Origin of the sequence: Pelomonas cellulosilytica, assembly GCF_021353265.1 — a bacterium.
Taxonomy (GTDB): domain Bacteria; phylum Pseudomonadota; class Gammaproteobacteria; order Burkholderiales; family Burkholderiaceae_C; genus Pelomonas; species Pelomonas cellulosilytica.
Genome location: NZ_JAJTWU010000002.1, coordinates 486,960 through 512,630 on the forward strand (window position 1 = coordinate 486,960; position 25,671 = coordinate 512,630).

General features: G+C 70.7%; 27 protein-coding genes. 14 read left to right on the forward strand and 13 right to left on the reverse strand.

Translation table 11 applies throughout. From position 1 onward, the window contains the following. Positions 1–6 precede the first annotated feature (6 nt). Together folE and LXT13_RS06130 are read left to right on the forward strand one after the other, a co-directional pair. Positions 7–723, forward strand: a complete 717-nt coding sequence (gene folE, locus LXT13_RS06125; protein ID WP_233370832.1) for a GTP cyclohydrolase I — start codon at positions 7–9, stop codon at positions 721–723. 3 nt (positions 724–726) lie between these two features. Further along, complete coding sequence (locus LXT13_RS06130; RefSeq protein ID WP_233370834.1) at positions 727–1,149, forward strand: BLUF domain-containing protein; 423 nt, start codon at positions 727–729, stop codon at positions 1,147–1,149. 13 nt (positions 1,150–1,162) lie between these two features. On the opposite strand, the gene LXT13_RS06135 is transcribed toward LXT13_RS06130, so the two are convergent. Continuing rightward, positions 1,163–1,708, reverse strand: a complete 546-nt coding sequence (locus LXT13_RS06135; RefSeq protein ID WP_233370835.1) for a LemA family protein — start codon at positions 1,706–1,708, stop codon at positions 1,163–1,165. Continuing rightward, positions 1,705–2,409 carry a 7-cyano-7-deazaguanine synthase QueC gene (gene queC, locus LXT13_RS06140; RefSeq protein WP_233370836.1) on the reverse strand — a complete coding sequence of 235 codons (705 nt, stop codon included), beginning with the start codon at positions 2,407–2,409 and terminating at the stop codon, positions 1,705–1,707. Before queC ends, LXT13_RS06135 begins: the two co-directional genes overlap by 4 nt. Before the next feature lie 46 nt (positions 2,410–2,455). On the opposite strand from queC, the gene LXT13_RS06145 reads away from it, so the two are divergent. Beyond that, positions 2,456–3,163 (forward strand): hypothetical protein, encoded by a 708-nt coding sequence (locus LXT13_RS06145; protein ID WP_233370837.1) that lies wholly within the window; start codon positions 2,456–2,458, stop codon positions 3,161–3,163. Between the two features lie 7 nt (positions 3,164–3,170). Here the strand turns inward: LXT13_RS06145 and LXT13_RS06150 are convergent, their stop codons facing one another. The 3 genes from LXT13_RS06150 to LXT13_RS06160 form a co-directional block, all read right to left on the reverse strand. Beyond that, the gene (locus LXT13_RS06150) at positions 3,171–3,851 is read right to left on the reverse strand and encodes a glutathione S-transferase N-terminal domain-containing protein (protein WP_233370839.1); all 681 of its coding nucleotides are present in this window, start codon (positions 3,849–3,851) and stop codon (positions 3,171–3,173) included. 72 nt (positions 3,852–3,923) lie between these two features. After that, positions 3,924–4,865: a complex I NDUFA9 subunit family protein gene (locus tag LXT13_RS06155; RefSeq protein WP_233370841.1), complete on the reverse strand. Its 942-nt coding sequence runs from the start codon at positions 4,863–4,865 to the stop codon at positions 3,924–3,926. Continuing rightward, positions 4,862–6,850 (reverse strand): lytic transglycosylase domain-containing protein, encoded by a 1,989-nt coding sequence (locus LXT13_RS06160; RefSeq protein WP_233371213.1) that lies wholly within the window; start codon positions 6,848–6,850, stop codon positions 4,862–4,864. The genes LXT13_RS06155 and LXT13_RS06160 overlap by 4 nt, the downstream gene beginning before the upstream one ends. A 157-nt stretch (positions 6,851–7,007) precedes the next feature. On the opposite strand from LXT13_RS06160, the gene LXT13_RS06165 reads away from it, so the two are divergent. The 3 genes from LXT13_RS06165 to LXT13_RS06175 all read left to right on the forward strand — a co-directional run bounded on the left by LXT13_RS06165 (position 7,008) and on the right by LXT13_RS06175 (position 9,952). Beyond that, positions 7,008–7,607: a PEP-CTERM sorting domain-containing protein gene (locus tag LXT13_RS06165; RefSeq protein ID WP_233370843.1), complete on the forward strand. Its 600-nt coding sequence runs from the start codon at positions 7,008–7,010 to the stop codon at positions 7,605–7,607. 126 nt (positions 7,608–7,733) lie between these two features. Continuing rightward, positions 7,734–8,276, forward strand: a complete 543-nt coding sequence (locus tag LXT13_RS06170; protein ID WP_233370844.1) for a 5-formyltetrahydrofolate cyclo-ligase — start codon at positions 7,734–7,736, stop codon at positions 8,274–8,276. 14 nt (positions 8,277–8,290) lie between these two features. After that, complete coding sequence (locus LXT13_RS06175; protein WP_233370845.1) at positions 8,291–9,952, forward strand: cation:proton antiporter domain-containing protein; 1,662 nt, start codon at positions 8,291–8,293, stop codon at positions 9,950–9,952. Here LXT13_RS06175 and LXT13_RS06180 read toward each other — a convergent pair. Both LXT13_RS06180 and LXT13_RS06185 read right to left on the reverse strand, forming a co-directional pair. Next, the gene (locus LXT13_RS06180; protein ID WP_233370846.1) at positions 9,949–10,275 is read right to left on the reverse strand and encodes a hypothetical protein; all 327 of its coding nucleotides are present in this window, start codon (positions 10,273–10,275) and stop codon (positions 9,949–9,951) included. The two genes, LXT13_RS06175 and LXT13_RS06180, sit on opposite strands and share 4 nt — an antisense overlap. 4 nt (positions 10,276–10,279) lie before the next feature. After that, entirely contained in the window at positions 10,280–11,227 is a 948-nt protein-coding gene (locus tag LXT13_RS06185) for a LysR substrate-binding domain-containing protein (RefSeq protein WP_233370848.1), read from the reverse strand. Between the two features lie 91 nt (positions 11,228–11,318). Between LXT13_RS06185 and LXT13_RS06190 the strand changes: the two genes are divergently transcribed. Further along, entirely contained in the window at positions 11,319–11,621 is a 303-nt protein-coding gene (locus tag LXT13_RS06190; protein WP_233370850.1) for a DUF2917 domain-containing protein, read from the forward strand. Here LXT13_RS06190 and LXT13_RS06195 read toward each other — a convergent pair. Next, on the reverse strand, positions 11,565–11,960 hold the full coding sequence (locus tag LXT13_RS06195; protein ID WP_233370851.1) for a TfoX/Sxy family protein: 396 nt from the start codon (positions 11,958–11,960) through the stop codon (positions 11,565–11,567). The two genes, LXT13_RS06190 and LXT13_RS06195, sit on opposite strands and share 57 nt — an antisense overlap. On the opposite strand from LXT13_RS06195, the gene LXT13_RS06200 reads away from it, so the two are divergent. Continuing rightward, positions 11,959–12,555, forward strand: coding sequence for a 5-formyltetrahydrofolate cyclo-ligase (locus LXT13_RS06200; protein WP_233370854.1), 597 nt, complete (start codon positions 11,959–11,961; stop codon positions 12,553–12,555). The genes LXT13_RS06195 and LXT13_RS06200 overlap by 2 nt on opposite strands. 3 nt (positions 12,556–12,558) lie before the next feature. Here LXT13_RS06200 and LXT13_RS06205 read toward each other — a convergent pair whose 3' ends face one another. Then, complete coding sequence (locus LXT13_RS06205) at positions 12,559–12,930, reverse strand: VOC family protein (protein WP_419964649.1); 372 nt, start codon at positions 12,928–12,930, stop codon at positions 12,559–12,561. Between the two features lie 129 nt (positions 12,931–13,059). Here LXT13_RS06205 and LXT13_RS06210 point away from each other — a divergent pair, with 129 nt between their 5' ends. From LXT13_RS06210 to LXT13_RS06230, 5 genes are all read left to right on the forward strand, one after another. Beyond that, positions 13,060–13,287 carry a DUF1161 domain-containing protein gene (locus LXT13_RS06210; RefSeq protein WP_233370856.1) on the forward strand — a complete coding sequence of 76 codons (228 nt, stop codon included), beginning with the start codon at positions 13,060–13,062 and terminating at the stop codon, positions 13,285–13,287. A gap of 17 nt (positions 13,288–13,304) precedes the next feature. Further along, complete coding sequence (gene pepQ, locus LXT13_RS06215) at positions 13,305–14,639, forward strand: Xaa-Pro dipeptidase (RefSeq protein WP_233370857.1); 1,335 nt, start codon at positions 13,305–13,307, stop codon at positions 14,637–14,639. A 70-nt stretch (positions 14,640–14,709) separates the two neighbouring features. Beyond that, the gene (locus LXT13_RS06220) at positions 14,710–15,276 is read left to right on the forward strand and encodes an ECF-type sigma factor (protein WP_233370859.1); all 567 of its coding nucleotides are present in this window, start codon (positions 14,710–14,712) and stop codon (positions 15,274–15,276) included. Positions 15,277–15,315: 39 nt separating this feature from the next. Continuing rightward, positions 15,316–18,096, forward strand: coding sequence for a serine/threonine-protein kinase (locus tag LXT13_RS06225; RefSeq protein WP_233370861.1), 2,781 nt, complete (start codon positions 15,316–15,318; stop codon positions 18,094–18,096). Between the two features lie 140 nt (positions 18,097–18,236). Continuing rightward, on the forward strand, positions 18,237–18,854 hold the full coding sequence (locus LXT13_RS06230) for a PEP-CTERM sorting domain-containing protein (RefSeq protein ID WP_233370862.1): 618 nt from the start codon (positions 18,237–18,239) through the stop codon (positions 18,852–18,854). Positions 18,855–18,921: 67 nt separating this feature from the next. On the opposite strand, the gene LXT13_RS06235 is transcribed toward LXT13_RS06230, so the two are convergent. Further along, positions 18,922–21,186: a beta propeller repeat protein gene (locus tag LXT13_RS06235; protein WP_233370864.1), complete on the reverse strand. Its 2,265-nt coding sequence runs from the start codon at positions 21,184–21,186 to the stop codon at positions 18,922–18,924. Positions 21,187–21,470: 284 nt separating this feature from the next. On the opposite strand from LXT13_RS06235, the gene LXT13_RS06240 reads away from it, so the two are divergent. After that, entirely contained in the window at positions 21,471–22,130 is a 660-nt protein-coding gene (locus tag LXT13_RS06240; protein ID WP_233370865.1) for a DUF2238 domain-containing protein, read from the forward strand. On the opposite strand, the gene LXT13_RS06245 is transcribed toward LXT13_RS06240, so the two are convergent. From LXT13_RS06245 to LXT13_RS06255, 3 genes are all read right to left on the reverse strand, one after another. Continuing rightward, entirely contained in the window at positions 22,105–22,572 is a 468-nt protein-coding gene (locus LXT13_RS06245) for a low molecular weight protein-tyrosine-phosphatase (RefSeq protein WP_233370867.1), read from the reverse strand. The two genes, LXT13_RS06240 and LXT13_RS06245, sit on opposite strands and share 26 nt — an antisense overlap. Before the next feature lie 20 nt (positions 22,573–22,592). Beyond that, positions 22,593–24,926 carry a TonB-dependent receptor plug domain-containing protein gene (locus LXT13_RS06250; protein WP_233370869.1) on the reverse strand — a complete coding sequence of 778 codons (2,334 nt, stop codon included), beginning with the start codon at positions 24,924–24,926 and terminating at the stop codon, positions 22,593–22,595. A gap of 72 nt (positions 24,927–24,998) precedes the next feature. Continuing rightward, entirely contained in the window at positions 24,999–25,613 is a 615-nt protein-coding gene (locus LXT13_RS06255; protein ID WP_233370871.1) for an OmpW/AlkL family protein, read from the reverse strand. Between the last annotated feature and the right edge of the window lie 58 nt (positions 25,614–25,671).

The window sequence follows — 25,671 nt, forward strand, 5'->3', positions numbered from 1 at the left end:
GCGCCCATGAACGCTGCCGCCCCCGACATGCCGCCTGACCTGCCGCCGGACCAGCCCGTCTCCGAGCGCATCCGCTACCGCCTCATTTCGGCCGGTTGTCGCCACCATGCGAACGACAACATCGCGGCCTTCATCCAGCCCGGCGAGCTGGATGCCCTGCAGGCCGAGGTGCAGGCCAAGCTGCAGGAGGTGCTGAAGAGCCTCGTCATCGACACCGACAGCGACCACAACACGCAGGAGACGGCTAAGCGCGTCGCCAAGATGTTCGTGCGCGAGGTCTTCGCCGGTCGCTACGCCGCGGCGCCGTCCATCACCGAGTTCCCCAACGTCAGCCGGCTCAACGAGCTGATGATCGTCGGCCCGATCACCGTGCGCAGTGCCTGCTCGCACCACCTGTGCCCCATCATGGGCAAAGTCTGGATCGGCCTGCTGCCCAACGAGCACTCCAACCTCATCGGCCTGTCCAAGTACGCGCGGCTGTGCGACTGGATCATGAGCCGCCCGCAGATCCAGGAAGAGGCCGTCACGATGCTCGCCAACGAGCTGCAGGAGCGTGTGCAGCCCGATGGCCTCGCCCTCGTCATGGAGGCCGACCACTTCTGCATGCACTGGCGCGGCGTGAAGGACAGCCAGTCCAAGATGACCAACAGCGTCATGCGTGGGGCGTTCCTGAAGGACGCCAACCTGCGGCGCGAATTCCTGTCACTGATTGCCAAGGGCTGAACCATGCTTGTCCGCCTGATGTACGCCAGCCGCGCCACCGCGGCGATGACCGACGCCGACTTCACCGCCATCCTGAAGGCCTCGCGGGAGCACAACCCGGCCGAGGGCATCACCGGCCTGCTGTGTTTCTCCGACGGTGTCTTCGTGCAGGTGCTGGAGGGTGGTCGCAATGCCGTCAACGCCCGCTACAAGCGCATCGTCGAAGACCATCGCCACCGTGACGTGGTGCTGCTGGGCTACGAGGAGATCGTCGAGCGGGCCTTCCCCGGCTGGACGATGGGCCATGTCAACCTGCACCGGCTCAACCCGGCGCTGCTGCTGAAGTACTCCGAGACCGGCAAGCTTGACCCGTACGCGATCAGTGGTGCGGCGATGGACGCGCTGTTCAAGGAGATGTGCGCGTCGGGGGCGATCGAGGTGCATTGAGCGCCTCGACCGGTCACAGCGACCGCGCTTCCTTGAATCCGTAGAGATTCGCCAGCACCCGCGTCGGGAACTGGTTCAGCGCCTCGTTGTACTGGCCCACCGCCTGGTTGAAGACCTGGCGGGTAAAGGCTCGCTGGCGTTCCACCAGCTTCAGCTCGCTGACCAGTGCGTCGATGGCGGTCTCGCTGCGCAGCTCGGCCTGGTGATCCAGCAGCGACAGCAGCCGCGTCAGCGCTGCGGCGTGCAGCGCGCTGGCCACCGCCAGGCTGCCCACCGGGTCGGGCGCCCACGGCTTGGCGCGGGCGGCCTGCGTGGCGGCCTGAGCCTCGGTCTGTGCACTTGTCAGCGCGTCGAACGTGGCCTGTTCGCTCGGCAGGCGCGGGGCGACCGCGTCCAGTAACCGATCGCACAGCTCGGCGCGTTCCTTCAGGTGCGTGTCCAGCTGCGTGAACGCATCGCCGATGGCGTTGCGCAGCGCCATCAGCCGGTTGTAGGCGCCTACGCCCCAGAAGAACAGCAGCGCCGCCGCGGCGACGCCGGCCCATTGCCAGGCCGTCATGCGCCGGCCCGGTAGGCCGCGAAGCCCTTGGCGCGTAGCTCGCACGCCGGGCAGTGGCCGCAGCCGTGTCCCCAGGCATGCAGCTGGCCGCGCTCTCCGAGATAGCAGGTGTGCGTGTCCTCGACGACGAGCTTCACCAGCGCCTCGCCGCCCAGCTGTTCGGCCAAGCGCCAGGTGGCCGCCTTGTCGATGAACATCAGCGGCGTCTCCAGCGTCATGGGTGCGTCCAGCCCGAGGCTGAGCGCCACCTGCAACGCCTTCATCGTGTTGTCGCGGCAGTCGGGATAGCCGGAGAAGTCGGTCTCGCACATGCCGCCCACGAGCACGCTGGCGCCGCGGCGGTAGGCTAGCGTCGCGGCGAAGGTCAGGAACAGCAGGTTGCGGCCGGGCACGAAGGTGTTCGGCAGCCCGTTGGCCTGCAGCTCGATGGCGCGTTCGCTGGTCAGCGCGGTATCGCTGATCTGGCCCAGCAGCGACAGGTCCAGCAGGTGGTCCGCCCCCAGCCGGCCGGCCCAGGCCGGGAACTGCGCGGCGATCCGGGCGCGCACGGTGGTGCGGCAGTCCAGCTCGACGCGATGGCGCTGGCCGTAGTCGAACGCCAGCGTTTCCACGGCGGCGAAGCGGTCCAGCGCCCAGGCCAGGCAGGTCGTGGAGTCCTGGCCGCCGGAAAAAAGCACCAGCGCTTTGCGGTTGTCGGTCATGGGCGGGATGCTACCTTTGCTGCTTCTTCCACTGTCTTGCCGTGTCATGCGCCGCGTCCTGTGTTCCTGGCTCGTCCTCAGCGCCTGCGTGCCGATGCTGGCCGTCGCCGCGCCGGTGGAGTACGGCACCGATGCCGGGTGGGGCCGCCTGCTGCTCGACCGCGCCAAACGCACGGTCGCCATAGAGGTCGTCGGCATCAACGGCCACAGCTGCGACGTGCAGGCCACGCTGGTCGGCTCGCAGGGAGATCGCGCCGAGGCCGAGGCCTGCCGCTTCCAGCTGCAGCCCAAGGGGCAGGGGACGCTCACGGTCGTCGTCGACGAGGCCGCGCGTGACGCCTGCCGCGAGAACTGCGGCGCCCGTGCCTGGTTCGAGGGCGACTACGCACCGCTCATCGCCGCTTGCACGCGCAGTGCGTTGCAGCGCCGTCAGCAGGAGGGCTTGCAGGCGTACCGTGGCAAACGCTTCGACGCGGCGCTGCAGCTGTGGTCGCAAGGCCTCGACGCCTGCGAGAAGACGATGGCCTGGGCGGACGTCTGGCGCTGGCGCAACGATGCCGCCATCGCCGCGTCACATGCCGGACGCGCCGCCGAATGCCAGAAGCTGTCGCAAGCCGTGCTGGACGACGCCGAGAGCCTGACGCAGCCTGGCGATGCCGAGCCCTTCAGCTTCGCACCATCGGATGCCGATACCGCGCGGCCGCTGATCGCCGCGGCCCGGCACAACCTCGCCAAGTGCGGCGGCACGCCGTGAGGCGCGTTCAGCGCGTGGTCCGATAGGGCTCGTCCTCGGGCACGAAGTGCTGCTCCCGCAGCGCCTCGGCCACCCAGTCCTCTACGGCCGGATGGGCCAGCAGCGCATCGCGGTAGGCCGCGGCGGCCTCCGGCACAGGCAGCCCGAAGCGGCTCAGGCGCACCGCCACCGGCGCGAAATACGCATCCACCGCGCCGAAGGCGCCGAACAGGAACGGTCCGCCACTGGCCGCCAGTGCGTCGCTCCAGGCCGCAGCCAGCCGCGCCACATCGGCGCGCAGGGCCTCGTCCTCGGCCCACAGCTTCGCGCCGATGTCGGGGAAGAAGGCCTCGATGTTCATCGGGCAGACGGTGCGCAGCCGCGTGAAGCCGGCATGCATCTCGGCACACAGGCTGCGCGCGCGAGCGCGGGCCTTCGGGGCGCGTGGCCAGATCGCGTGTTCGGGATGGCGGTCGGCGACGTACTCGGCAATCGCCAGCGTGTCCCAGACGGCGAAGCCGTCGTCCTCCACCAGCACCGGCACGCGCTTCGTCGGGCTCACGCCCGGGATGATGCGGTGCCAGTCGGATCCGGGGCTGAAGTCGAAGCGCAGCATCACCTCTTCGAAGGGAATGCCGAAGGCCGCCAGCAGCACGCCGCTGCGCATGGACCAGGAGGAGTAGTTCTTGTTGCCGATGTAGAGCTTCATGGAGCCTCGCGTGTGGGACGCCGCAAGCTTACGGACCGCGAGGCCGGTGCGTGATGAGCAATGCGCAACGGATCAATGCTTGCCGCGCCACGCGTTGAGTCGCGCGATGCCGGCATCGTCCGCCAGATAGGTCGGCAGCACGGCCCCCAGCGACGACGGCCGGATGCCCAGCTCGGCCAGCCCCGCCTTCGTGCCGCTGGCGACGTTCGGAACGCTGAGCGACGCGAGGTTGTCGCGTGACAGCAGCGGTTCGCCGGGCAGGCATTCCATGGCCAGCGCCTGTAGCGTCGCCACGGCATGCGGCAGCGGCAACACCGGGCGCGGGTGGCCGGCAACGCGGCCGGCGAGCCGCACGAGGTCCGCCAGCGTCAGCACCTCGGGGCCGGCGATCTCGTAGGTCTGGCCGATGGCCTCGCGGCGCAGCAGTGTCTGCACCAGCGCGCGGGCCAGGTCCTGCACCCAGACGGGCTGCAGCTTCGCGTCCGCGCCGCCCAGCGGCATTAGCGGGAAGTGCCGCTGCAGCGATGCGAACAGGTTGACGCTGCTGTCCCCCTCGCCGAAGACGAGCGACGGCCGCACGACCGTCAGCGCCAGCCCGCCGGCATCGGCCGCCTGCCGCAGAACCGCTTCGCCCGCAGCCTTGCTGCGCAGATAGCGCGACGGCGCCTGCTCGCCCACGCCCAGCGCGCTGACGTGCACCAGCCGGCGCGCGCCCGCAGCGACGAGGCGGCGCGGCAGCTCCACGTGCACATGCTCGAAGGCCGCGGCGCTGCCCTGCAGGATGGCGATCAGGTTGACGACCGCGTCATGCCCTGGCACGAGCCGGGGCAGGTCGCGGAAGACATCGGCCTGCACGACCGTCACGCCGGGGATGGACTGCACGTCGCGGGCATGCGGCAGCCGCCGCGTCGGCACGGTGATGCGGGCGGCGCCCCCGAAGTGGCGCGTCAGCTGCTCGCACAGCGCGCGGCCGACGAAGCCACTGCCGCCAAGCACGAGGACGGACAGGCTCATGGGGCAGTACCTCCAACCGCTGCGGGCGGCACGTCGCTGATGTCGGCCGCGCGGGCGCCCGCCGGGCCGACGCTGGCGCCCAGCCGCTCGCGCAGCGATGCGGCAGGCAGGCCCAGCACCTGCGCGTAGATGGCGCCGCCCAGCAGCACCTTGCGGACATAGTCGCGCGTCTCGTTGAACGGAATGTTCTCGGCCCAGATGGCGGCGTCCAGCACGGGGCCGTCGCGCCAGCGGGCCGGCCGGTTGGGGCCGGCGTTGTAGGCCGCGGCGGCCAGCGCCTGCGCGCCGTCGAAGCGGTCCAGCACCAGCTTCAGGTATTGCGTGCCGATGCGCAGGTTGAAGTCGCGGTCATGCATCAGTTCGGCGTTGTAGTTCAGGCCCACCTTCTTGGCCGTCCACTTGGCCGTGGCGGGCATGACCTGCATCAGGCCGGCGGCGCCCACGTGGGAGCGCGCGTCAAGCACGAAGCGCGACTCCTGGCGAATCAGACCGTAGACATAGGCCGGGTCCAGCGCTGCCGTCTGGGCCTCGCGCAGCAGCTCGGTGCGGTGTGGCGTCGGAAAGCGTTGCGTGATGTCGACCTCGGTCTTCGTGCGCTCGCTGGTGTTGATGCAGCGGTCCCACACCTCGCGGTCGCAGGCTTCCTGCGCGGCGGCCAGCAGCGCGCGGTCGTTCATGCCTCGCAGCGAGAAGTTCCACTCGCGCACGCCTTCGCTGCGCAGACCCAGGCCGATGGCCGTCAGCGCGCGCTGCAGCCCCGGGTGGCTGCGCGCGTTGCGGCGCTCGTCGGCCGTCAGCGGCGAGGGGGCCGGCGGCAGCGGCGTCGGCAGCGCGAGGTCTTCGGCGGCGAGGCGGCTGAAGTAGTTCAGCGGCGCCGCGGGCGTGGCCGTGGCCAGCGCGGCGAGCTGCGCGCGGGCGCCGGCCGCGTCGCCCTGCATGCGTGTGGCACGGGCGCGCCAGTAGACCCACGCCGGCTCGCGCTGTTCGGCGGCGCTCATCTGCTCGATGGCGCGCAGCGCCGTGGCCGGCGCCTTGGCGCGCAGCGCGGCACGGGCCTGCCAGGCCAGCGTGTCGTCGCTCATCGCCACGTCGGGCGCGAGCTTCAGCGCGCGGTCGTAGGCAGCCAGCGCATCGTCCTGCAGCCGCAGCGCCGACTGTCGGCCCACCTGCGTCCACACCCAGGCCTGCACGTCCTTGGGCAGGCGGCTCCATTTCTCGGTCAGCACGTCGCCGGCCTGGCCGGGGTCGGCGGCGGCCACGCGCACCAGCGCCAGCGCGGTGAGCTCGGCCTCCGGTCGCGGCGACGCGCGGGCCTTGCGGGTCAGGAAGCGGCCGGCGTTGTCCTGCAGCTCGGCAAGCTTCTGGTCAAGCGGCTTGGCTGCAAGCAGCGCGACCGCCTGCTTCGCCGCGCGCGGCCGCCCCTGCTCGGTGGCCAGGCGCGCCTTGGCCCAGATCATGTCCGGCTTGAAGAGTCCGGCGTCGACGAATGTGCTGGCCAGCAGGTTGCAGCCATCGTCGCCATCCTTCTGCGCCATCCATGCGGCCTGCGCGGTATCAGGCTTGACCTTGTTGCCGGCCAGGTGCTCGGCCAGCAGCGCGTAGCAGGCCACCTCGCGGTCGTCACGCATCTGGTAGCCGGCATGGTCACGTCTGAAGCCGGCCCAGTCGCGGCGGCGGCCCAGTTCCAGCAGCCAGTCGTTGCGCAGGCGGTCCTCCACGTAGCTGCCGGCGTAGCGCGCGTAGAAGGCGTCGAGGTCGGGCTGGCGAGCCTCGGCGAGGCGGGCATTGAGCTCAAAGTAGTCGACCCAGCCGACCAGCGGGTGGTTCTGTGCCCGGGCGGCCTCGGCCAGCGCGGCCAGGCGCTGGCGGTCGCGCTTGACCCATGCGTCGCGCGCCTGCACGGCCAGGTCGCTGTCGGCGGGCGCCGGTGCAGCCTGCGCCGACAGCGCCAGGGCCATCCCCATCGCCAGCACCGCCTTGATCATTCGCGCCACCCCATGCTCCTGCCCACGCCTGCCAGGCTGACGAATTTAACCTAGGGGATCCCCGCTCCACATGACCAGGGGGTTTGCCACGTCCTAGGGGCTTGAGACAGCGCTACCCCGGCGCCTACCCTTGTGACACACCACAAGGAGACAAGTCATGAAGACGCTGCCGCTTCGTGTCGCGCTCGGCACTGCTGCCGCCCTGCTGAGCCTGGGCACCTGGGCCGTCCCGGCGAGCTGGGGAGAGTCCGGTGGCTCGGGCGAGGCGCCTGCCACGCCCAGCTTCGTGGCCGCGTCGAGCGGCCAGCTCGTGGCGTACTACACCGGCTTCGCTGGCGGTCTCACCAACCTCGTCGGCGCGCGCATCAATGGCGTCGACGGCCCCATCGGCCTGAACAACCACACCAGCGCCTACGGTGCGAGCTTCAAGCTTGGCACGGTCTCGGCGGGCGACACCATCGTCTTCTTCCTCGACGTGGATTCAGGCGCGGCGCGCTACTACACCGACCCCGCGCTGAACCATGACGGCCCGGGCGCCGGCCCGCTCAACCACGCCTGGGCGTCCGCCTACGCTGGCGACAGCCTCGTGCCGGCGGGCACGCACGTCGCCTTCGAGGACCTGTCCGGCGGCGGCGACTTCAACTACCGGGACCACGGTTTCGTGTTCCAGATCACCGCCGTGCCCGAGCCCGGCGTCGGTCTGCTGTGGCTGACCGGCCTCGGCGGCCTGGCCGTGGCGCGCCGCCGCCAGCGCTGACGCGGCCCGCCCGGCTGCGGGGGCGGATTGCGGAACCGTACTGCGGGGTCGTACTGAGGGGGCGTACTGAGGGGTCTTTTGCGCGCTGGGTTCCAATGGGCCTGAGCCCATGTGACCCTTGCGCCGATGACACCGCCTTCCTCCGTCGACCGTTCCCTCCTGCGCCGCGGCCTGCTGGCCGGGCGCCGCGCCTTTGCCGCCACGCCGGCCTTCGCCGCGGCAGAGCAGGCCGTGCGGCAGTCGTTGCTGCCGCTGCTGGCACAGCTGGAGCCCGAGCTGCTGGGCGTCTACTGGCCGCTGGAGGGCGAGTTCGACGTCAGCTCGCTGCCCGGTTTGCGCGCGCTGCCTTTCGCCCGCCGCGAGCCGGTGGCCATGCAGTACCGCCGCTGGGACGGCGCGCCGCCGGCGGTCCGGGATGAATTCGACATCCCCACGGCGACCGGCGCCTTGGCCGTGCCCGATGTCGTGCTGGTGCCCTGCGTGGGCTTCACGCGGGACGGCTTCCGTCTGGGCTATGGTGGCGGCTTCTTCGACCGCTGGCTGGCCGAGCACCCGGGCGTGACGACCATCGGCCTGGCTTGGTCGGGCGCCGAGGCGGTCTTCGTCGTCGAGCCGCATGACCGGGCGCTGACCCTCATCCTCACCGAGCGCGAGCTGATCGCGCCCTGACCGAAAGGACCCCGATGCACGACGGCATGACGCTGATCTCCACGCTGGCCGCCGCGTTCGGCCTCGCCCTGGTGCTGGGCTTGCTGGCCCAGTGGGCCCGGCTGCCGGCGCTGGTGGGCTATCTGCTGGCGGGCGTGCTGATCGGGCCGTACACGCCCGGTTTCGTCGGCGACGTGCACTTGGCGCAGCAGCTGTCGGAGGTCGGCGTCATGCTGCTGATGTTCGGCGTGGGGCTGCATTTCTCGGTGCACGACCTGGTTTCGGTGAAGGGCATCGCGCTGCCGGGCGCGCTCGTGCAGATGGCGGCTGCCACGGCCATGGGCGCCGGTCTGGCCCATTTTTGGTGGGACTGGAGCCTGGGCGCATCGCTCGTCTTTGGCCTGGCGCTGTCGGTGGCCAGCACGGTGGTGCTGTTGCGGGCGCTAGAGGCGCGCGAGCTGCTGCACACCGGCAACGGCCGCATCGCCGTGGGCTGGCTCGTCGTGGAAGACCTGGCGATGGTGCTGGCGCTGGTGCTGATGCCTGTGCTGGGCGGCCCGGGCGAGGGCAGCTCTGGCGGCAGCCTGGCCCTCACCATCATCACGACGCTGCTGGCCGTGGCCGCGTTCGTCGCCATCATGCTGGTGGCGGGGCGACGCCTGCTGCCGTGGATGCTGTGGCAGGTCAACCGCACCGGCTCGCGCGAGCTGTTCACGCTGGCCACCGTCGCCGCGGCCGTGGGCCTCGCGGTAGGCGCGGCGGCGCTGTTCGGCGTCAGCGTCGCGCTGGGCGCATTCTTCGCCGGCCTCGTGCTGCGCGAGTCGGCCTTCAGTGAGCGCGCAGCGCACGAGAGCCTGCCGCTGCGAGACGCGTTCGCCGTGCTGTTCTTCGTCGCCGTGGGCATGCTGTTCGACCCGCGCATCCTCGTGCAGCAGCCACTGGCCGTGCTGGCGACTGTGGCCGTCATCCTCGTCGGCAAGACGGTGGCGGCCGGTGCGCTGGTGCTGTTGCTGAAGTACCCGCTGTCCACCGCGCTGACGGTGGCGGTGAGCCTGGCGCAGATCGGCGAGTTCAGCTTCATCCTGCTGGGCCTGGGCCAGAGTCTGAACCTCGTGCCGGCCGAGGCGACCAGCCTCGTCGTGGCCGGCGCCATCGTGTCGATCGCGTTGAACCCGCTGCTGTTCTCGGGCGTGGAGCCGCTGCGGCGCTGGGTGCTGAGCCGCTCGGCCTGGGCGCGCAGGCTGGAGGCCCGCGACGACCCACTGGGCGAGCTGCCGGCCGACACGCCGCAGAGCGCGCTGGCCGGCCAGATCGTGCTGGTGGGCCATGGCAGCCTGGGCACGGCGCTGCACGACGAGCTGGGCAGCCGCCCGCTGGTCGTCATCGACCGCGACCGCGATGTCGTCGAGAAGCTGCGCGCCGCCGGGCACGCGGCCGTGCTGGGCGAGGCCTCCGAGGCGATGACGCTGGTGCAGGCGCACATCGCCCAGGCGGCGTGGCTCGTCATCGCCGTCACCGACGTGCGCGGCGTGCCGGCGATGCTGGCCCTGGCGCGGCAGCTGAACCCGCAGCTGCGCTGCGCCGTCGTCGCGCACACGGGCGAGGAGGCGCAGTGGCTCGCCGACGCGGGCGTCAACGAAGTGCTGCGCTCGCAGCAGGCGCTGGCGCAGGCGCTGGCGCGGGTCGTCGCCGCCTAAGGCCCGCCGGCGAGCCAGTTGCCGGCGAGGCCGGCCGCCCACATCAGCAGCCCCAGGCCGGCGGCGCTGCGGGTGATCCAGGTGTCCCGCCCGGCCGGTTCACGGCGGTGCCAGAGCCAGGTCAGCAGGTCCAGCACGTAGCGCACCGGGTCCACGCTGCCGGCCAGCAGCAACAGGCCGCCGCCGGCCTGCTCCATCGCATCGAACGGCTCGTCCTGCGCCCACGCATGGCCGGCATAGAGGAAGCACACCGCCGCACTGGCGAAGAACAGCCCGCACAGCACATATTCGGTGACCGAGTAGTCGGCCCAATCGCGTCGCATCGGGTCAGACCCCCTCGAGCGCCTGGCGCGTGACGGCCGCCTGCGCCCGCACCCAGTCGGCGAACTGCTGCACCTCCGGCCGGCGTGCCGCGTTGGGGCCGGCGATCAGCCAGTAGCTGAACGGGCTGCCGAGCCGGCCGGCCTGGCCGAAGGGCTCCACCAGCTCGCCGCGCTGCAGCTGCTCGTGCACCAACGGCAGCCGGGCCAACGCCACGCCCTGGCCGGCCAGCGCCGCCTGGATCTGCTGGTAGGTGAAGTTCATGTAGAGCCAGCGGCGCGGCTGCAGGTCAGGCTCGCCGTGTTCCACCAGCCAGCGGCGCCAGCTCAGGTACTCGGCACTCGGCCGGGGGTCGTCCTCCTCGGCCAGCGCATGGCCGGCGAGGTCGGCGGGGCGCTTCAGCGGCGCGGGCGGCTTCTTCAGGTACCAGGGGCTGACGGTGGGCGACAGCGTTTCCTCGAACAGCTGCTCGGCCTCGGGCGGCACCGAAGGCACGTCGTCGTAGCGCAGCGCGAGGTCGCTTTCGCCATCTTCCAGGTCCACCTTGCGGTCGTAGGCGGAGACGCGGATGTCGATGTCGGCGTGCTCGCGCTGGAAGGCCTCCAGCCGCGGGATCAGCCACAGCGATGCGAACGATGCGAATGTGCTGACGTTGACGACGCGCCGGCCGCGGGCGCGGCGGATCTGGCGCACGGTCTGGTCGAGTCGGGACAGCACGGCCACGGCGGTCGGCAGCAGCATCGCGCCGTCGCCTGACAGCTCCACCTTGCGCGTGCCGCGCAGGAACAGCGTGCAGCCGATCTCCTCCTCCAGCGACTGGATCTGCCGGCTGATGGCCGACTGCGTGAGGCTCAGTTCCTCGGCCGCCGCGCGGAAGCTCAGCAATCGGGCCACAGCCTCGAACGCACGCAGCGGGCCAATGGACAGCGGGCGCTGGCGGATCGGCTGATTCATGCGTTGATGGTATCAATGGCGCGCCGCATCCTCATTGGACCGTGCGGCCCGTGCTCAGCAGAATGCATCGCATCCAACGAGGAGTACCGTCATGAGTGATGCGCTATCGACATGGCACCTGGCCGGCGGCCGGGCCCTGACGCTGACCGGCGGCGCCGAGACGCGCCGGCTGTCTGTGGCCTGTGGGCGCGTCTGGCTGACGCTGTCCGGCACGCCGGAGCGGCCCGCCACGGACCACTGGCTCGAAGCCGGCCAGGCGATGGCGCTGGCGCCAGGCCAGACGGCGGTGGTGGAAGGCTGGCCCGTGGCCGACTTCGAGCTGCTGGTGCCGCCGGCGTCAGCGCCGGCGCGCCGCCGTAGCTTTCTTGGCGGGCGCCTTCTTCGCCGGGGCTGAAGGCTTGACCTTGGCGTTCGCCGCCCGCAGCGCGGCCTCCAGCGCGAGCCGGGCCCAGGGCAGCATCAGCGGTGGCGACTCCAGCGCCTCTTCCGGCGCGCGGCGGTAGTGCGTGACGACCGGCTCGCCGGCCTTGTTCGGAAACGTGAACGGCGGGCAGCCGGCCGTGTCGAAGCGCTCTCGCGTCGTGTCGTCGGTCTTCAGGAACAGCTGGCCGTCATCGATGATGGCCATGAACAGGTCGTCCAAGTAGACGCCCTGGCCGCCGAACATGCGCCGCACGCGCACGGAGCCTAGCGGCGACAGCAGCTCGACGCATAACGCTGTGAACGGGTCCATGGCCGCGAATGTAAGCTCGGGCGCCATGGACGCCAACGACCGCGCCGCGCTGCGGCACAAGCTCATCGAACAACGCCTGGCCCTGCCCAACCGCCTGGCGTGTGCGGCTGAGCTGCAGGAGGTGCTGCGCGTATGGCTGCTGCGCCGGCGGGAGACGACGATCGGCGCCTACTGGCCCATCAAGGGCGAGTTCGATCCGCTGCCGGCGCTGTACCGCTGGAGCGAGGACCATCCGGAGCGGCGCATCGGCCTGCCCGTCGTCGACAAGGCGCACGGCACGCTGCGCTTTCACGTCTGGTATCCCGGCTGCCCGATGGAGGAAGACGCCTTCCACATCCCCAAGCCCAAGGACACCGAGCAGTTCCAGCCTCAGCTGATGCTGGTGCCGTGTCTGGGCTTCGGCCCCTGCGGCCTGCGGCTGGGCTATGGCGGCGGTTTCATGGACCGCACGCTCGCCGAACTCGATCCCCGGCCCGCGGCCGTGGGCATCGGCTATGCGCACGGATTCCTGCCGCTGCTCAAGCCCAGCGCGCTGGACGTGCCGCTGGACGCGATGCTGACGGAAGAGGGCGTGGTCTGGGACCGCGAGGGCTGAGCGTCATGCCTCTGCCGCGTGGCAGACGGCCTCCAGGTTGTGCCCGTCCGGTCCGATGACGAAGGCGCCATAGTAGTTGGCGTGGTAATGAGGCCGCAGGCCCGGCGCGCCGTTGTCCTTGCCGCCGGCGGCTAGCGCGGCGGCGTGGAACTGCCGCACCTGCTCGCGGCTGGTGGCTGCGAACGCCACATGGACGGGCCCAGGCACCGGGCCGAACGAGCCGAACCACAAGTTGCCCTCGGCCGGCCGACCCAGCATGGCCCAGCCATCGCCTTCGGCAGTGATGGCGATGCCCAACGGCTGCAGCGCCTGCAGCAGGAACGCTCGGGCGGCGGGGAAGTCACTGACGTTGAAGCCGATGTGGTCGAACAGCATGCGCATCTCCCGGACGTGAATCCTGACCAGCCGCCGTGGCGGTTCGTGCAAGCCTAGCAGTGCCCGCCGATGATCCAATCGCCGCGCGGCACCAAAATCGCTGCGCCTCCTCCACAACAGGGAACGACCATGTCCATCAAGCCACTGCTGCCACTGCTTCTCGTCGCCTGCGCCGCCGGCGCCCACGCCGCCGCCAAGCCCTGTGACGAACTGAAGGCCGAGATCGCGGCCAAGCTCGACGAGAAGGGCGTCAAGAACTACGAGATCACCGCTGTCGAGAACGACAAGGTCGGCGACGCCAAGGTCATCGGCAGCTGTGACGGCGGCACGAAGAAGCTGACCTACGTGCGCAAGTGACAGGCAGGGCCGCCGCGATGAGTCTCTACCTCGACCACCTCGCCACGCTGCAGCAGCAGGCGGCGTCCGCGCTGGAACGCACCGGCTTCGACACGCTGGTCATTGCGTCCGGCATCGAGAAATACGCCTTCCTCGACGACCGGCCCTACCTGTTCCAGCCCAACCCGCATTTCAAGCACTGGGTGCCGCTGACGAACCACCCGCATTCATGGATCGCCGTGCGGCCCGGCAGGAAGCCGCGCGTCGTCTACTACCAGCCCGACGATTACTGGCATGTGCCGCCCAGCGCGCCTAGCGGCGAGTGGGTGGATGCCGTCGAGCTGGTCGTCATCCGTGAGCCGGCGGAGGCCGCCAAGGCGCTGGCGGACGTCGTCACGTCGCGCACGGCCATCGTCGGCGAGGCCGATGCCGCGCTACCCGGCCTCGTGCCCAACAACCCCGAGCCGCTGCTGAACCTGCTGCACTGGGCGCGCGGCGTGAAGACGCCCTATGAGCTGGTGCAGATGCGCACCGCGTCGCGTCGCGCCGCGCCGGCCCACCGCGCCGCGCGCGAGGCATTCCTGGCAGGCGGCAGCGAGGCAGACATCCACCGCGCCTACCTCGTCGCCAGCGGCCACACGGACCGCGACCTGCCCTACACCAACATCGTCTGCCTGAACGAGCACTGCGCGGTGCTCCACTACCAGTACCAGGATGCGTCCCGCCCGACCGAGTCGCGCAGCTTCCTCCTCGACGCGGGTGCGCAGGTGAATGGTTATGCCAGCGACATCACACGCACCTGGGTGAACACCGCCCAGCCCGGCCACGACGATTTCGCGGCGCTGATCGCCGCGATGGATGTCGAGCAGCAGGGCCTCGTCGACGAGGTGCGCGACGGCGTGGACTACCGCGACATCCACCTCAGTGCCCACCGTCGCACAGCCCGCCTGCTGCGCGCCGCCGGCATCGTCCACATGAGCGAGGAGGCCATGGTGGAGGAGGGCGTCACGAAGCCGTTCTTCCCGCACGGCATCGGTCACCTGCTGGGCCTGCAGGTGCATGACGTGGGCGGCTTCATGGCCAGCGAGACCGGCGGCGTCGCCGACAAGCCCGAAGGTCATCGCTACCTGCGGCTCACGCGCCCGCTGCAGGCCGGCATGGTGGTCACCATCGAGCCGGGTCTGTACTTCATCCCGATGTTGCTGCGCGAGCTGCGCGCGTCCAGGCATGCGGCCCACGTGGACTGGGCCGCCGTCGAGCGGCTGTCGCGCTATGGCGGCATCCGCATCGAGGACGATGTGGTCTGCCGCGGTGCGGGCGAGGCGCCGGAGAACCTGACGCGGGATGCGTTTGCGACAGAGGCCGTGATCTGATGGACGCGGTGCGCAGCGCCGGCAAGCCCATCGGCTTACGCCGTGCTGCGCGTTGCGCAGGAGCGCGCGCATGACGGGCATGCCGCGGCCGGAGTTGCTGCCGGCAGCTGGCGGTGGGGATGCCAGCGCGGTGGATGAGCTTTTCGGCCAGCTGTACGCCGAATTGCGCCGCGCCGCGCATGCGCGGCTGTACCGGTCGACGCGGGACGGCGCTGCGCTGCTGGACACCACGGCCCTCGTGCATGAGACCTACGAGCGGCTGGCCCGGCAGGCGAGCCTGAGCTTTGCCAATCAGACGCACTTCCTGGCGTATGCCTCCCGAGCGATGCGCTCGGTGCTGGTGGACGCCGTGCGCGAGCGCCTGGCCGAGCAGCGCGGTGGTGCGGCGGTGCATGTCGAGCTCACGACAGGGCTCGGCGAGCGGCTGTCCACGCCCGACACGCCGGAGCTGCTGCGTGTGCACGAGGCCCTGTCGGAACTGGCCGCCATCGAACCGCGGCTGGCGCAGGTGGTGGAGATGCGCTACTTCGGCGGCTTGACCAACGACGAGATCGCCGCCGCGCTGGGCATCGGGTTGCGGACCGTCGAACGCGATTGGGAGCGGGCGCGCTCATTCCTGTACGCCGCGCTTCAATGAACTGGCGGTTTTGATGCCGCCAACGCGTTCTAGCCTGCCATGAAGCTCGAACGTAACGACTGGGCGCTGCTGCTGCGCCACCTCGACACGGCGCTTGACCTGCCGCCAGCCGAGCGCGCGGCTTGGCTGGAGGCGCTGGCGCTGCAGCCGCCCCGGCTCAAGCAGGCGCTGCAGCAGCTGCTGACCGACCGGGCGCGCATCGAGACCGAAGACTTCCTTGCAGCCGGTGCGCGTGTCGATGTCCGCCCGCCGTCGCCTGTCCCGGTGGGCGGCCGCCTGGGCCCCTGGCGGCTGTTGCGCGAACTCGGGCGCGGCGGCATGGCCACCGTGTGGCTGGCGCGGCGCGAGGATGGGGCCCATGCGCGCGACGTGGCCCTCAAGCTACCCCACCCCTGGATCGGGTCGAGCGTGGTGCTGGAGCGCTTCAGGCGCGAGCGGTGCATCCTGTCGACGCTGCAGCATCCGAACATCGCCCAGGTGCTGGATGCCGGCGAGTCCGACGGGCAGCCCTGGCTGGCGCTGGAGTACGTCGATGGCCGCCCGATCACGGCCTACGCGGCCGAGCGGCAATTGACCGCTGCAGCGCGACTGCAGCTGTTCCTGCCGGTGCTGCGCGCCGTCCAGCATGCCCACGCGCAGCTGGTCATCCACCGCGACATCAAGCCGGCCAATGTCCTCGTCGACGCCGCAGGCGCCGTCAAGCTGCTGGACTTTGGCGTCGCCAAGCTGCTGGCCGACGACGGCTTGGGCGCCGACACCGCGCTCACGCGCGAAGGCGGGCACGCTTTGACGCCGCAATACGCGAGCCCGGAGCAGCTCGAGGGGCAGCCGCTCGGCGTTGCCAGCGATGTGTATTCACTGGGCGTGCTGCTGTACCAGTTGCTCACCAGCCGGCTGCCCTACGAACTGCGTCGCGATGGCACGACGGGTCTGGCCCAGACGCTGCGGTCGGCCCGAATCCAGCGCCCCAGCGAGGTCGCCGGCGACCGTGCGCTGCGCGGCGACATCGACACGATGGTGATGAAGGCGCTGGAGCATGAGCCGGGCCGGCGCTACGCGTCGGCCGAGGCCCTCGCGCAGGACATCGAGCGGCATCTCGCCAGCCAGCCCATCCTGGCCCGCCCTGCGGCCCTCGGCTACCGGCTGCGCAAGCTCTGGGGGCGTCAGCGGCTGGTCTTGTCCGCCAGCGCGGCGGTGCTGGTCGCTCTGGGGCTGGGCGCTGGTGCGGCGCTGTGGCAGGCCCAGCTCGCACAGGCCGAAGCCCGTCGGGCCGGCGCGGTCCGCGACTTTCTTGCAGCGCTGCTGCGGGCCAACGGCTCGCATCAGCGGTCGGCCGACCAGATGCAGCGCATGAGTGTGCGGGAGCTGCTGGCGCAGGGCGCCGAGCGCATCGACGAGCTGAAGACCGGGGCGCCGCAGGCCCACGCCGACCTGTTGCGCCTGCTCGGCGAGATCCACGAGGAAATGGGCCTGAGCGAGCAGTCGCTGGCGCTGCACCGGCGCAGCGTCGAGGCGGCCCGCCAGGTGTACGGTGCAGACGCCCGCGAAACGGCGTTGGCCGAGCTGGAGCTGGCCTGGGTGCAGGTGGGCACGGGCACGCTTGACCCCGCGCTGCCGTGGATTGAGCATGCGCGGGCCGTGTTGTCGCGCCGCGGCGCGCGCGATGGCGACTACGCCCAGGCCCGCTACACCGAGGCGCTGGCCTTCCGTTACAAGGATGGCCCGCGCGCGGTGGCCGCGGCGCGCGAAGCAGTCGGCGTGCTGGACCGGTCGGGCGAGGGCGGCCACCGTCAGGCCATGGCCCACCAGGTGCTCGGCCAGGCGCTGCAGGCCGCGGGCCAGCCTGCGCAGGCGCTGCCCGAGCTGGACGAGGCGCTGCGTCTGTTCAACGCGTTGTACGGGCCCGGCAACATGGAGGCCGCCTTCATCGAGAGCCATCGCTCGGACGCGTTGCAGGAGCTGGGCCGCCGGGCCGAGGCCGCGCAAGCGCTGGAGCGCATGCTGGATACCCACCGCCGGCACGACAGCAGTGGCGCCCGCATCGCGGGGGTGCTTGTCGGCCAGAGCCGGTTGTGGTTCGCGGGCGGGGACCGCGAACGCGGCCGCGCCGCGCTTGATCAGGCAGCGCAGGCGCGTGCGCGCGATGCCGACCCGAGCGCGATGCCCACCGCGCTCGACATCGACGGCCTACGCGTCCTGAGGGCCTTTGCCGAAGGCGACGTGGCCGCCACCGTCACGACCGTGCCCGGGGTGCTGGCACGCATTCCCGAGCCGCGTCACCTGCCCCGGCTGGCGCTGCTGGCGGTGCTGTCGCAGGCGCAAACGGCGCAGGGCCAGTTGCGCGCTGCGGCCGACAGCCTGGCGCAGGCCCAGGCGGTGATCGGGAGCAAAGGAGGCACGGCCGCCCGCAAGTTCGACGTCGCGCGGGCCGCGGCGCGCTTGGCGCTGGCCCAGGGCGATGCCGCTGCCGCGCGGGCTGCTCTCGCCCAGGCGGAGCAGGCGCTTGGCAAGGCCGGCGCAGAGGACCCGGATCTCGCCGTGCTGCAGGCCCAGGTGGCACTGGGCCTCGGAGACGAGTTCCGCGCGATCGAGGTCACGGCGCCTGATGTGGCGCGGCTGCTGGCCGACGACGCCCAGCTCAGCGTGCCGCAGCGTGGCGCGCTGGCGCTCGTCGCGGCCCAGGCCCGGCGCCACACCGAGCCCGCGCTGGCGCTGCAGCTGGCCCGCTTGGCGCAACGCAACCTGTTGGCTTGCCAAGTGCCGTCCAGCGCCTCACTGGCCGCTGCCGCAGGGCTGGTCACGGCACTCACACCGCGCTGACGCGTTCGGTCGCGGCTCGAACGACATGCCTCGTCTGGCTGCGGCGACGGGAGCTCCCTAGCCTGTGGGGGCCATGGCGGGTCTGGCGCCACCAATCCGTGTAGCGGTGGCAGGCACTCATGCCGCAAGGAGCAAACCTCATGAAGCACCGTCCCCTGGCCGCCGCCGTGGCCGCATTCGCACTGGCTGGCGCCGCCCACGCCGACACCTTGGTCAACATCAAAGGCTTTGGTGCCGATGGCGCCGGCGCCGATATCTACAGCTATCCGGTGGCGCCGGGAACCATCGTCAGCCTTTTCAACCCCGTGCTGGTGGATCTGCCGGCGGGTGACTACCTGCTCGGCAATGCCTGGGGCCGGCCCGGGGCCCTCTACGACACGTGGAACTTCCAGGCCGATGCCGCGGGCAGCTGGGGCAGCCATTTCGTCGCGGCCGAGGTATTGGGCGGCGGGCAGTACCGGATGCTGGTGGATGGCGTGTCTTTGAAGGAGCCGACCTGCAAGAACCACTTCTGCGCCTGGGACACGCAGGCCGAGGCTCGCGCGGCATTCCTCGCCACGCCGCCCTTCACGATGCGGCTGGACCATGCAGCGACCATCGCTTTCGCGTCGGCCGACTACTACCTGCCCGACAACCTGGGCGGCATCTCGTTGTTGATCACCGCGGCGCCGGTCCCCGAGCCCGCCACATTCGGCCTGCTGGGCCTGGGGCTGGCGCTGCTGGGCGCGCGCGCCAGTCGTGCGCGACGTCAGTCATGACGTGGGCGTTGCAGCACGGCGTCGCGCTGCGGTTGCCGGGCTATGCCCGAGCGCGGGTGGCTGGACATCACTTCGGGTCGCCGTACAGCACGCCGCGCCCGTGCGTGCCCACGTAGACGCGACCGAAGACTTTGGGATCGCCGCTGACCTGCAGGATCAGGCCCCATTGGTGGGCGTCGTCGTTGATGCGACGCCAGGTCTTCGCGCTGTCGGTGGAGCGGAAGATGCCGTACTGGCCGGCGACGGTGCCGACGAGGTAGAGCGTCGGGTCCTTCGCGCCGGGCGCAGCGCGACCTAGGCCGAAGGCGTGGATCTCGCTGACGCTCGGCAGGCGCTTGAAGGCCTTGCCGTTGCCGGCCCGGTACAGGCCGTGGAAGGCCGCCAGCCACAGGTCGCCTTCGCGGCCGGGCGTTGCATAGAGCCGGTCCTGGCCGCCACGGTCGTCGCCGCGGTCGCTGCGGTTGTTGCTGCCGGCAGCGGCGCGCGTGGCAGGCCCGTCGGGCAGGGCCAGCGGCCGCGCGGTGAAGCTGAGGCCGCTGTCGGTGCTGCCGAACAGCTGGTTGTCGAACAGCGCCATCGCGTGGAAACGCTTCGGGTTCACGCGGTCGGCAATGACGCGTGTGCCCGCGGGCAGGCCTTGCACGGCGGTCCACGTGTCGCCATGGTCGTGGCTCACGTGCGGTGTGCCGCCCTTGGGCGTCCAGATCCAGGTCTGACCGTCGGCCGACACGGCGATGAAGCCGTCGCCCGTGGGCTTGCCGGCCGGCACGGACTTCGGCTCGCGCCAGGTGGCGCCGCCGTCCAGCGAGTAGCCCAGGTTCTTGCCGCCGTCGCGTGCATGGCCGATGCGCACGATGACTTCGGGCGCCAGCTCAGCGCCGGTCACGTCATGCGTGTTGCCGAAGAAGGGGGGCTTGGGATTGCCGGGCGCGGGCTTGTCCAGGTCGGCGTGGACGAAGCCGGAGTAGTCGCCGATGGCCGTCACCAGCGGCACGCCGGTCGTCGGGCTGTGCAGCGCGAGCGCCACGGTCTCCTCGATGCCGGTGCTCATGACGCGCCAGGTGGTGGGCTTGCCAGCGTCGGCGTCGCGCAGGTTCAGCGTTTCCCAGCCCCCGTAGCCGGTGGTGAAGAGCGCGTGGTCGGGGTTGGCCGGGTCAATCTTGACGTCGTAGAGCCAGTGCAGGTGGGTGTCGGCCACGTAGGGGGCGGCGGCGGCGTCGAACCGGGCGTCGGTGAAGAGCGAGCGCCAGGTGGCGCCGCCATCGGTGCTGCGCCAGAGCTGATCGCCGCGGCCGCGGCCGGCCGTGCTGGCGAGCAGACGTTGCGGGTTGGCCGGGTCGACGGTGACGGTGGCATAGCCGAAGGGGTCGGTCGGGCTGGGGCGGTCGGGCGTGATGTCGGCCCAGGACTGCTCGCGCACGTCGTAGCGCCAGACGGCACCGTCGCGCATGCGGTGCGGGCCGGGCTCGCTGGCGTAGGCGACGTAGAGGTGGCCGTCGCTTGCCAGTGTGGCTCGCATCGGGCGATGGCGCGTCGGCGCGCGGGGCAGCGGTTGCCAGCTCGCGCCGGCATCCGTGCTGACCCACAGGCTCGGCCGGCCAACCACCGAGACGCCGGCGTAGATCGTGCGCGTAGGCTGGCCGCGCGTGCCGCTGGCGGGGTCGAACAAGATGAAGTTGATCGTCGCCTTGCCGTCGCTGCCGCCCCAGCCGGGCGGCGGGCCATCGTTGTCGTTGCGCTGCCAGGCCGCGTCCGGGAAGCTGTCGACGCGCTGGAAGCTGGCGCCGGCATCGCTGCTGCGCCATAGGCCGTTGAGCCGGCTGGCCAGCCACAGCACGCGGCCGTCGTTCGGGTCCACGGCCAGCCGCTCGCCATTGCCCCTGCCGCCCTCGTTGGCGCCGAGCTTGAAGGGCAGGTCGGTGCGTTGGAAGGTCTTGCCGCGGTCGCTGGAGCGCAGCAGCGCTCCGTTGGGCACGGCCGGGTTCGTGTAGGTGCCGCAGGCGAGGTAGAGCGCGTCGGGGTTGTTGGGGTCGATGGCCAGGCTCTCGACGCCCATCAGGTTGACATCGCGCAGCGGCAGGAAGTCCAGCAGCGGCTGCCAGCGGCCAGTGGCGCTGTCGCGGCGGTAGGCGCCGCCCATGTCGGTGCGGGCGTAGCTCAGGCCCGGCACGGCGGGCTGGAACGCGAAGCCGTCGACGAAGCCGCCACCGACGATCTCGACTGGACGCCAGCTGTACGGCTGCTCGGCGAGGCGGGGGGCGGCGCCTGCGGCGGCGGCCAGCGCCAGCTGGGCGCCCAACAGCGCGCCCAGCAGGGGTTTGATCGGGTTCATGTCACCAACGCGGTTTGTTCTCTTGGCCAGGATCGTAATTTGTTCGGCCGGCGAACAAATACGGTTTACCCGGGGAAACCGCCTGTTCCACGCCTGGAGAAGCGGCTGCCCCGAGCGCGCCCGGCCAGGCACCTATGCGCCGCGGCATGCGGTGCTGCCGGCGCGCGGGCTTGACCGGCAGCCGGTGCCGCCTGCCGGGGTATACAGCGGGCTCACACCGCGCCGCCTTCGTGGGCGGGCTGGCGGCGCGCAGATGTCACTTCCATTGCCAAGGAGCTTTCCGCATGTCATCACCCCGCGACCCATGGTTGCTCGGGCTCGGCGCACTGGCCGTCGCGCTGTTGGCGCTGTCCGGCTGGCATCCGTTTGACCGTGCCACCTGGCTGATGGAGGTCGCGCCGGCGCTGGTTGCGCTGCCGTTGCTGGCGCTGACCTACCGACGCTTTCCGCTGACTTCGCTGCTCTACGTGCTGATCTTCGTGCACGCCACGGTCCTCATGCTGGGCGGCGCGTACAGCTACGCCCGTGTGCCGCTGGGCTTCCAACTGCAGGACTGGCTGCACCTGGGCCGCAACCCGTACGACAAGATCGGCCACTTCTTCCAGGGCTTCGTCCCGGCGCTCGTGGCCCGGGAGATCCTGATCCGCGGCCAGCATGTGCGGGGACGCCGCATGCTGGCTTTCCTGGTGGTCTGCATCTGCCTGGCCATCAGCGTCACCTACGAGTTCATCGAGTGGGGGGCGGCGCTCGCGCTGGGGCAGGGCGCCGACGAGTTTCTGGGCACGCAGGGCGACCCGTGGGACACGCAGTCGGACATGTTCTTCGCTCTCATCGGCGCGCTCACGGCGCTGCTGGCACTGTCACGTGTCCATGACCGGCAGCTGGCCCGGCTCACGGCGGGCAGCGCAGTGGCGCCGGTCAGCGGCGGCGCAGCGTGGCGATGAGCCCGTCGCAGGCGGCCTCGACAAGGTCCAGCACGCGCTCGAACCCGGCTTCACCGCCGTAGTACGGGTCCGGCACATGCCGGCTGCCGGCGTCCGGCGCGTAGTCCATCAGCAACTGCAGCCGGTGGCGTTGCGCGGGTGGGCACAGGCGGGCGGCGTGGGCGAGGTTGTCGTCGTCCATGCCCAGCACGAGGTCGAAGCGCTCGAAGTCGCGGGCTTCCAGCCGGCGCGCGCGCAGCGCGCCGAGGTCGTAGCCGCGCTTTAGCGCGTGCTGCTGGCTGCGCTCGTCGGGCGGTTCGCCGACGTGGTAGCCATGCGTGCCGGCGGAATCCACCTCGACGTCGAGCCCGGCCGCAGCCAGCCTGGCGCGCATGACACCTTCGGCCGTCGGGCTGCGGCAGATGTTGCCCATGCAGAAAAAGAGAATGCGGCGCGTGCTCATCGCCGCATTCTCGGCGCGCGTCAAAACCGCAGGTCGGCGCGCAGCGAGATCACGCGGAAGGTCTTGTTGTTGGACCAGCTCTCGGTCAGCCGGTGGTTGTCGATGTCCACACCCTGGGTCTCCGCGCTTGCATCGCGCGGGAACAGGTTGGCCAGCGACAGCCGCCAGTTGATGCCGTCGCGCACCGCGCCGCTGGCCCAGGACAGGTAGGCGTCGAACTGCCGGCGTGCGCTCTCGTCGCGGCGCAGCGTCTCGGTCTGCTGCACGCTGCTGGCCGGCACGAAGTTGAAGTTGAAGCCGCTGCCGAAGTTCTGGCCCAGCGCCTTCCAGCGGTGATCCAGCCCGAAGTTCAGGCTGCCCTTGGGCTGCTGGTCCAGCCGATTGTTGCCGCCCGGAATGCCTCGGACCGCGCTCTTGAACAGGGCGACGTTGAAGCGCAATAGCAGCAACTGCCATGCGGCCGGCGCGTTTTCCCACAACTCGTCCAGCCGCGCCTTAACCTCGAACTCGATGCCCATCGTGCGCGCTCCTTCCATGTTGCGCGGCCGGCTGACCCAGCGCGGCGAGGCGTCCCAGCTGACCGTCTCCAGCAGCACCTGGCTGCGGATCAGGCTCTTGATGTCACGCACGAAGGCACTGCCTGACACGATGCCGCCGGTGGGCAGCCAGTGCTCCAGGCTCAGGTCCACGCCGGTGGCCAGCTCGGGCTTGAGGTCGGGGTTGCCGGCGCGGTCCGGGTAGGTCTGGTAGTTGGGGCCCTCGGGGTAGGTCGCGTTGATGCTGGGACGGGCGACTAGGTCGTTCAGGTTGGGCGAGCGGTAGCTGCGCGTCAAACTCAACCGCACCTGGTCCTTGGGGAAAGCCTCGGGCTTCCACAGCAGGTGGAACAGAGGCGAGGTGACCTGCGAGACGTTGCGCGTCTCGGGCAGCACACCTGTGGCGTCGGCCCGGGTCTCGATGCGCTCGTAGCGGAGGCCGGCGTAGACCGACCATTGCTTGCTCGGGCTCCACTCGTCCTGCGTGTAGCCGGCGAAGCGCTGGCTGCTGGAGCCCAGCGTATGGCCGAACTTCACGAGGCCGGGGATGACCTCACCGTTCACGAGCGTGTCGCGCAGCTGCACGCGGTCGCTGCGCTCACCCTCTGCGCCCGTGACCCACTGGTGCTCTTGCGCCGTCTTCAGGCTCCATTTGGCGCCGAGCGTGGTCTGGTCTTCCGTTGCCGTGTTGCGATCGTCCTGCACGCGGTCCAGCGTGGCGCCGTTGGCGGTGCGCGTTTCGCGGCGCTCGCTGTTGCTGGTGCTCTTGAAGCTGCCCCGGCCCAGCCGGAGGTCCCAGGTCTCGCCGGCCTGCGGCCGGTAGCTGGCTGACATGTTGACGCGCAGGTTGTGCATGCGGCCATCGGAGCTGCCGTGGACGTCCCGCAGATAGGGCGTCTGCACGGCCGCGCCGGTGGCTGGGTCCGTGCCCGTGTTGAAACCCTCGGCGATGTTCTGGCTGCTGCCGCTGTTCTGCGACAGCGCGAAGAACGGCGACAGGTTCAGGTTCAGCGTGTCGCTGAGCTTCCAGCGCAGCCGTGCGTTGCCGTTGAGGTTGGCGCTGCGGCCCATGCTGGTGCCGATCTGCGCGATGTCGTCGGTGACGGCGCCGGTGTCGCTGTCCGTCACGCGGTTGTGCGTGTCGATGTTGTTGAAGCGCCGGTGCAGTCCGCCGTTGGTGGAGAAGGCGCCGACGACGACGTCGCCGTTCGGCCCGCCCCACTTCAGGTTGCGTGTCCAGCTGAAGTCGGCCTGCGGCTCGCCGCGGTCCTGGCCCAGCGTGAAGCGCAGCTCGTTGTTGGACTTCTGCAGTGGCTCGCGCAGGACGATGTTGATCGTGCCGGCGATCGCCCGGGCGCCGGTTTCGGCGGTGGGTGCGCGGTAGATCTCGATGCGCTCGACCTGGTCGGGCGGCAGGTCCTCCACGGCGAAGCCGGCGGGCGCACGTTCGCCGTCGACAAGGATCTGCGTGAAGCCGCTGCCCAGGCCGCGCATGCGGATGTCACCGCCGCGGCCGGCACGGCCGCCGATAGTCACGCCCGGCAGGCGGCGCAGCACGTCGCCGAGGGCCGTGTCGCCGTAGCGGTCCAGGTCCTCGCGCTCGATGACGATCTTGCTGGCGGTGCTGTTGCGCCGACGGCTGTTGGCCGTCGGGCCGCCGTTGACCTCCACGCGATCCAGCCGGTTGGCGGCACTGGCGGCGGGGGCCGGCGAGCTTGCAGCAGCAGCGGGTGGGCGGGCAGGCAGCGGCTGGGCCACCCCCACCGGGCAGACGGCGCTGGCACACAGCGTGGCCAGCGCAAGGAGTAGGCGGCGCATGGCCGCGCATTCTGCGGACGGGCCAGGCCCGCCGCTCATGTAAAGCGCTCATTTACATGAGCGCTGCCGGGCTCAGAAGCGCCAGCCGAGGCCCACGCTGGCCAGCGTCGGGTTCACCTTGAACTTGCCGACGGTGTTGCCGCTGGAGTAGACGGTCGTGCCCAGCGTCACCTTCTTCACGTCCAGGTTCAGGTAGGTGCCCTTGACCAGCTCGATGTCGGCGCCGATCTGGAACGCACCGCCCCAACTGTTGTTCTTGATGCTGGGGTGCAGCGCGGTCTCGACGGCCGGGGCGAACTTGACGCTGGAGAAGTTCGTGTAGTTCACGCCGGCACCGACGTAGGGGCGGAAGGTGCCGTTGGGGATGAAGTGGTACTGCAGCGTCAGCGTCGGCGGCAGGTGCTTGAGGCTGCCGATCTCCGCGCCGTTGGAGTACAGCGTGTGCTTTTGGGGATAGGTCAGGATCAGCTCGGCCGCGATGTTGGGCGTCAGGAAGTAGCTGAAGTCGACTTCGGGGAAGGTCTTGTTGTTGACCGACAGACCCAGGCCCGTGCTGTCCTTGTTGGCCGAGTGCAGGTTCAGCGCACGCACGCGGACGAGCAGGGGGCCTTCTTCGGCGGCGGACGCCTGCAGAGGTGCGGCGAATGCGGCTGCGAGGGCGGCAAGGGTGGCGATCTTCTTGAACATGAGTGGCTCCAGTGATGGGGACGCGCCCCGATGGAAGCCATTGCAAGCCAGCGGGCCC

Bases quoted from the DNA above. Each gene is read 5' to 3' on its own strand.
- LXT13_RS06145 (WP_233370837.1), top strand. From the start codon at position 2,456: ATGCGCCGCGTCCTGTGTTCCTGGCTCGTCCTCAGCGCCTGCGTGCCG.
- LXT13_RS06190 (WP_233370850.1), top strand. From the start codon at position 11,319: ATGAGTGATGCGCTATCGACATGGCACCTGGCCGGCGGCCGGGCCCTG.
- LXT13_RS06180 (WP_233370846.1), bottom strand. From the start codon at position 10,275: ATGCGACGCGATTGGGCCGACTACTCGGTCACCGAATATGTGCTGTGC.
- LXT13_RS06185 (WP_233370848.1), bottom strand. From the start codon at position 11,227: ATGAATCAGCCGATCCGCCAGCGCCCGCTGTCCATTGGCCCGCTGCGT.
- LXT13_RS06195 (WP_233370851.1), bottom strand. From the start codon at position 11,960: ATGGACCCGTTCACAGCGTTATGCGTCGAGCTGCTGTCGCCGCTAGGC.
- LXT13_RS06155 (WP_233370841.1), bottom strand. From the start codon at position 4,865: ATGAGCCTGTCCGTCCTCGTGCTTGGCGGCAGTGGCTTCGTCGGCCGC.
- LXT13_RS06150 (WP_233370839.1), bottom strand. From the start codon at position 3,851: ATGAAGCTCTACATCGGCAACAAGAACTACTCCTCCTGGTCCATGCGC.
- LXT13_RS06230 (WP_233370862.1), top strand. From the start codon at position 18,237: ATGAAGCACCGTCCCCTGGCCGCCGCCGTGGCCGCATTCGCACTGGCT.
- pepQ (WP_233370857.1), top strand. From the start codon at position 13,305: ATGAGTCTCTACCTCGACCACCTCGCCACGCTGCAGCAGCAGGCGGCG.
- LXT13_RS06250 (WP_233370869.1), bottom strand. From the start codon at position 24,926: ATGCGCCGCCTACTCCTTGCGCTGGCCACGCTGTGTGCCAGCGCCGTC.
- LXT13_RS06255 (WP_233370871.1), bottom strand. From the start codon at position 25,613: ATGTTCAAGAAGATCGCCACCCTTGCCGCCCTCGCAGCCGCATTCGCC.
- LXT13_RS06220 (WP_233370859.1), top strand. From the start codon at position 14,710: ATGACGGGCATGCCGCGGCCGGAGTTGCTGCCGGCAGCTGGCGGTGGG.
- LXT13_RS06205 (WP_419964649.1), bottom strand. From the start codon at position 12,930: ATGCTGTTCGACCACATCGGCTTCAACGTCAGTGACTTCCCCGCCGCC.
- LXT13_RS06165 (WP_233370843.1), top strand. From the start codon at position 7,008: ATGAAGACGCTGCCGCTTCGTGTCGCGCTCGGCACTGCTGCCGCCCTG.
- LXT13_RS06175 (WP_233370845.1), top strand. From the start codon at position 8,291: ATGCACGACGGCATGACGCTGATCTCCACGCTGGCCGCCGCGTTCGGC.
- LXT13_RS06130 (WP_233370834.1), top strand. From the start codon at position 727: ATGCTTGTCCGCCTGATGTACGCCAGCCGCGCCACCGCGGCGATGACC.
- LXT13_RS06245 (WP_233370867.1), bottom strand. From the start codon at position 22,572: ATGAGCACGCGCCGCATTCTCTTTTTCTGCATGGGCAACATCTGCCGC.
- LXT13_RS06135 (WP_233370835.1), bottom strand. From the start codon at position 1,708: ATGACGGCCTGGCAATGGGCCGGCGTCGCCGCGGCGGCGCTGCTGTTC.
- LXT13_RS06240 (WP_233370865.1), top strand. From the start codon at position 21,471: ATGTCATCACCCCGCGACCCATGGTTGCTCGGGCTCGGCGCACTGGCC.
- folE (WP_233370832.1), top strand. From the start codon at position 7: ATGAACGCTGCCGCCCCCGACATGCCGCCTGACCTGCCGCCGGACCAG.
- LXT13_RS06160 (WP_233371213.1), bottom strand. From the start codon at position 6,850: ATGATCAAGGCGGTGCTGGCGATGGGGATGGCCCTGGCGCTGTCGGCG.
- queC (WP_233370836.1), bottom strand. From the start codon at position 2,409: ATGACCGACAACCGCAAAGCGCTGGTGCTTTTTTCCGGCGGCCAGGAC.
- LXT13_RS06200 (WP_233370854.1), top strand. From the start codon at position 11,959: ATGGCCGCGAATGTAAGCTCGGGCGCCATGGACGCCAACGACCGCGCC.
- LXT13_RS06170 (WP_233370844.1), top strand. From the start codon at position 7,734: ATGACACCGCCTTCCTCCGTCGACCGTTCCCTCCTGCGCCGCGGCCTG.
- LXT13_RS06225 (WP_233370861.1), top strand. From the start codon at position 15,316: ATGAAGCTCGAACGTAACGACTGGGCGCTGCTGCTGCGCCACCTCGAC.
- LXT13_RS06210 (WP_233370856.1), top strand. From the start codon at position 13,060: ATGTCCATCAAGCCACTGCTGCCACTGCTTCTCGTCGCCTGCGCCGCC.
- LXT13_RS06235 (WP_233370864.1), bottom strand. From the start codon at position 21,186: ATGAACCCGATCAAACCCCTGCTGGGCGCGCTGTTGGGCGCCCAGCTG.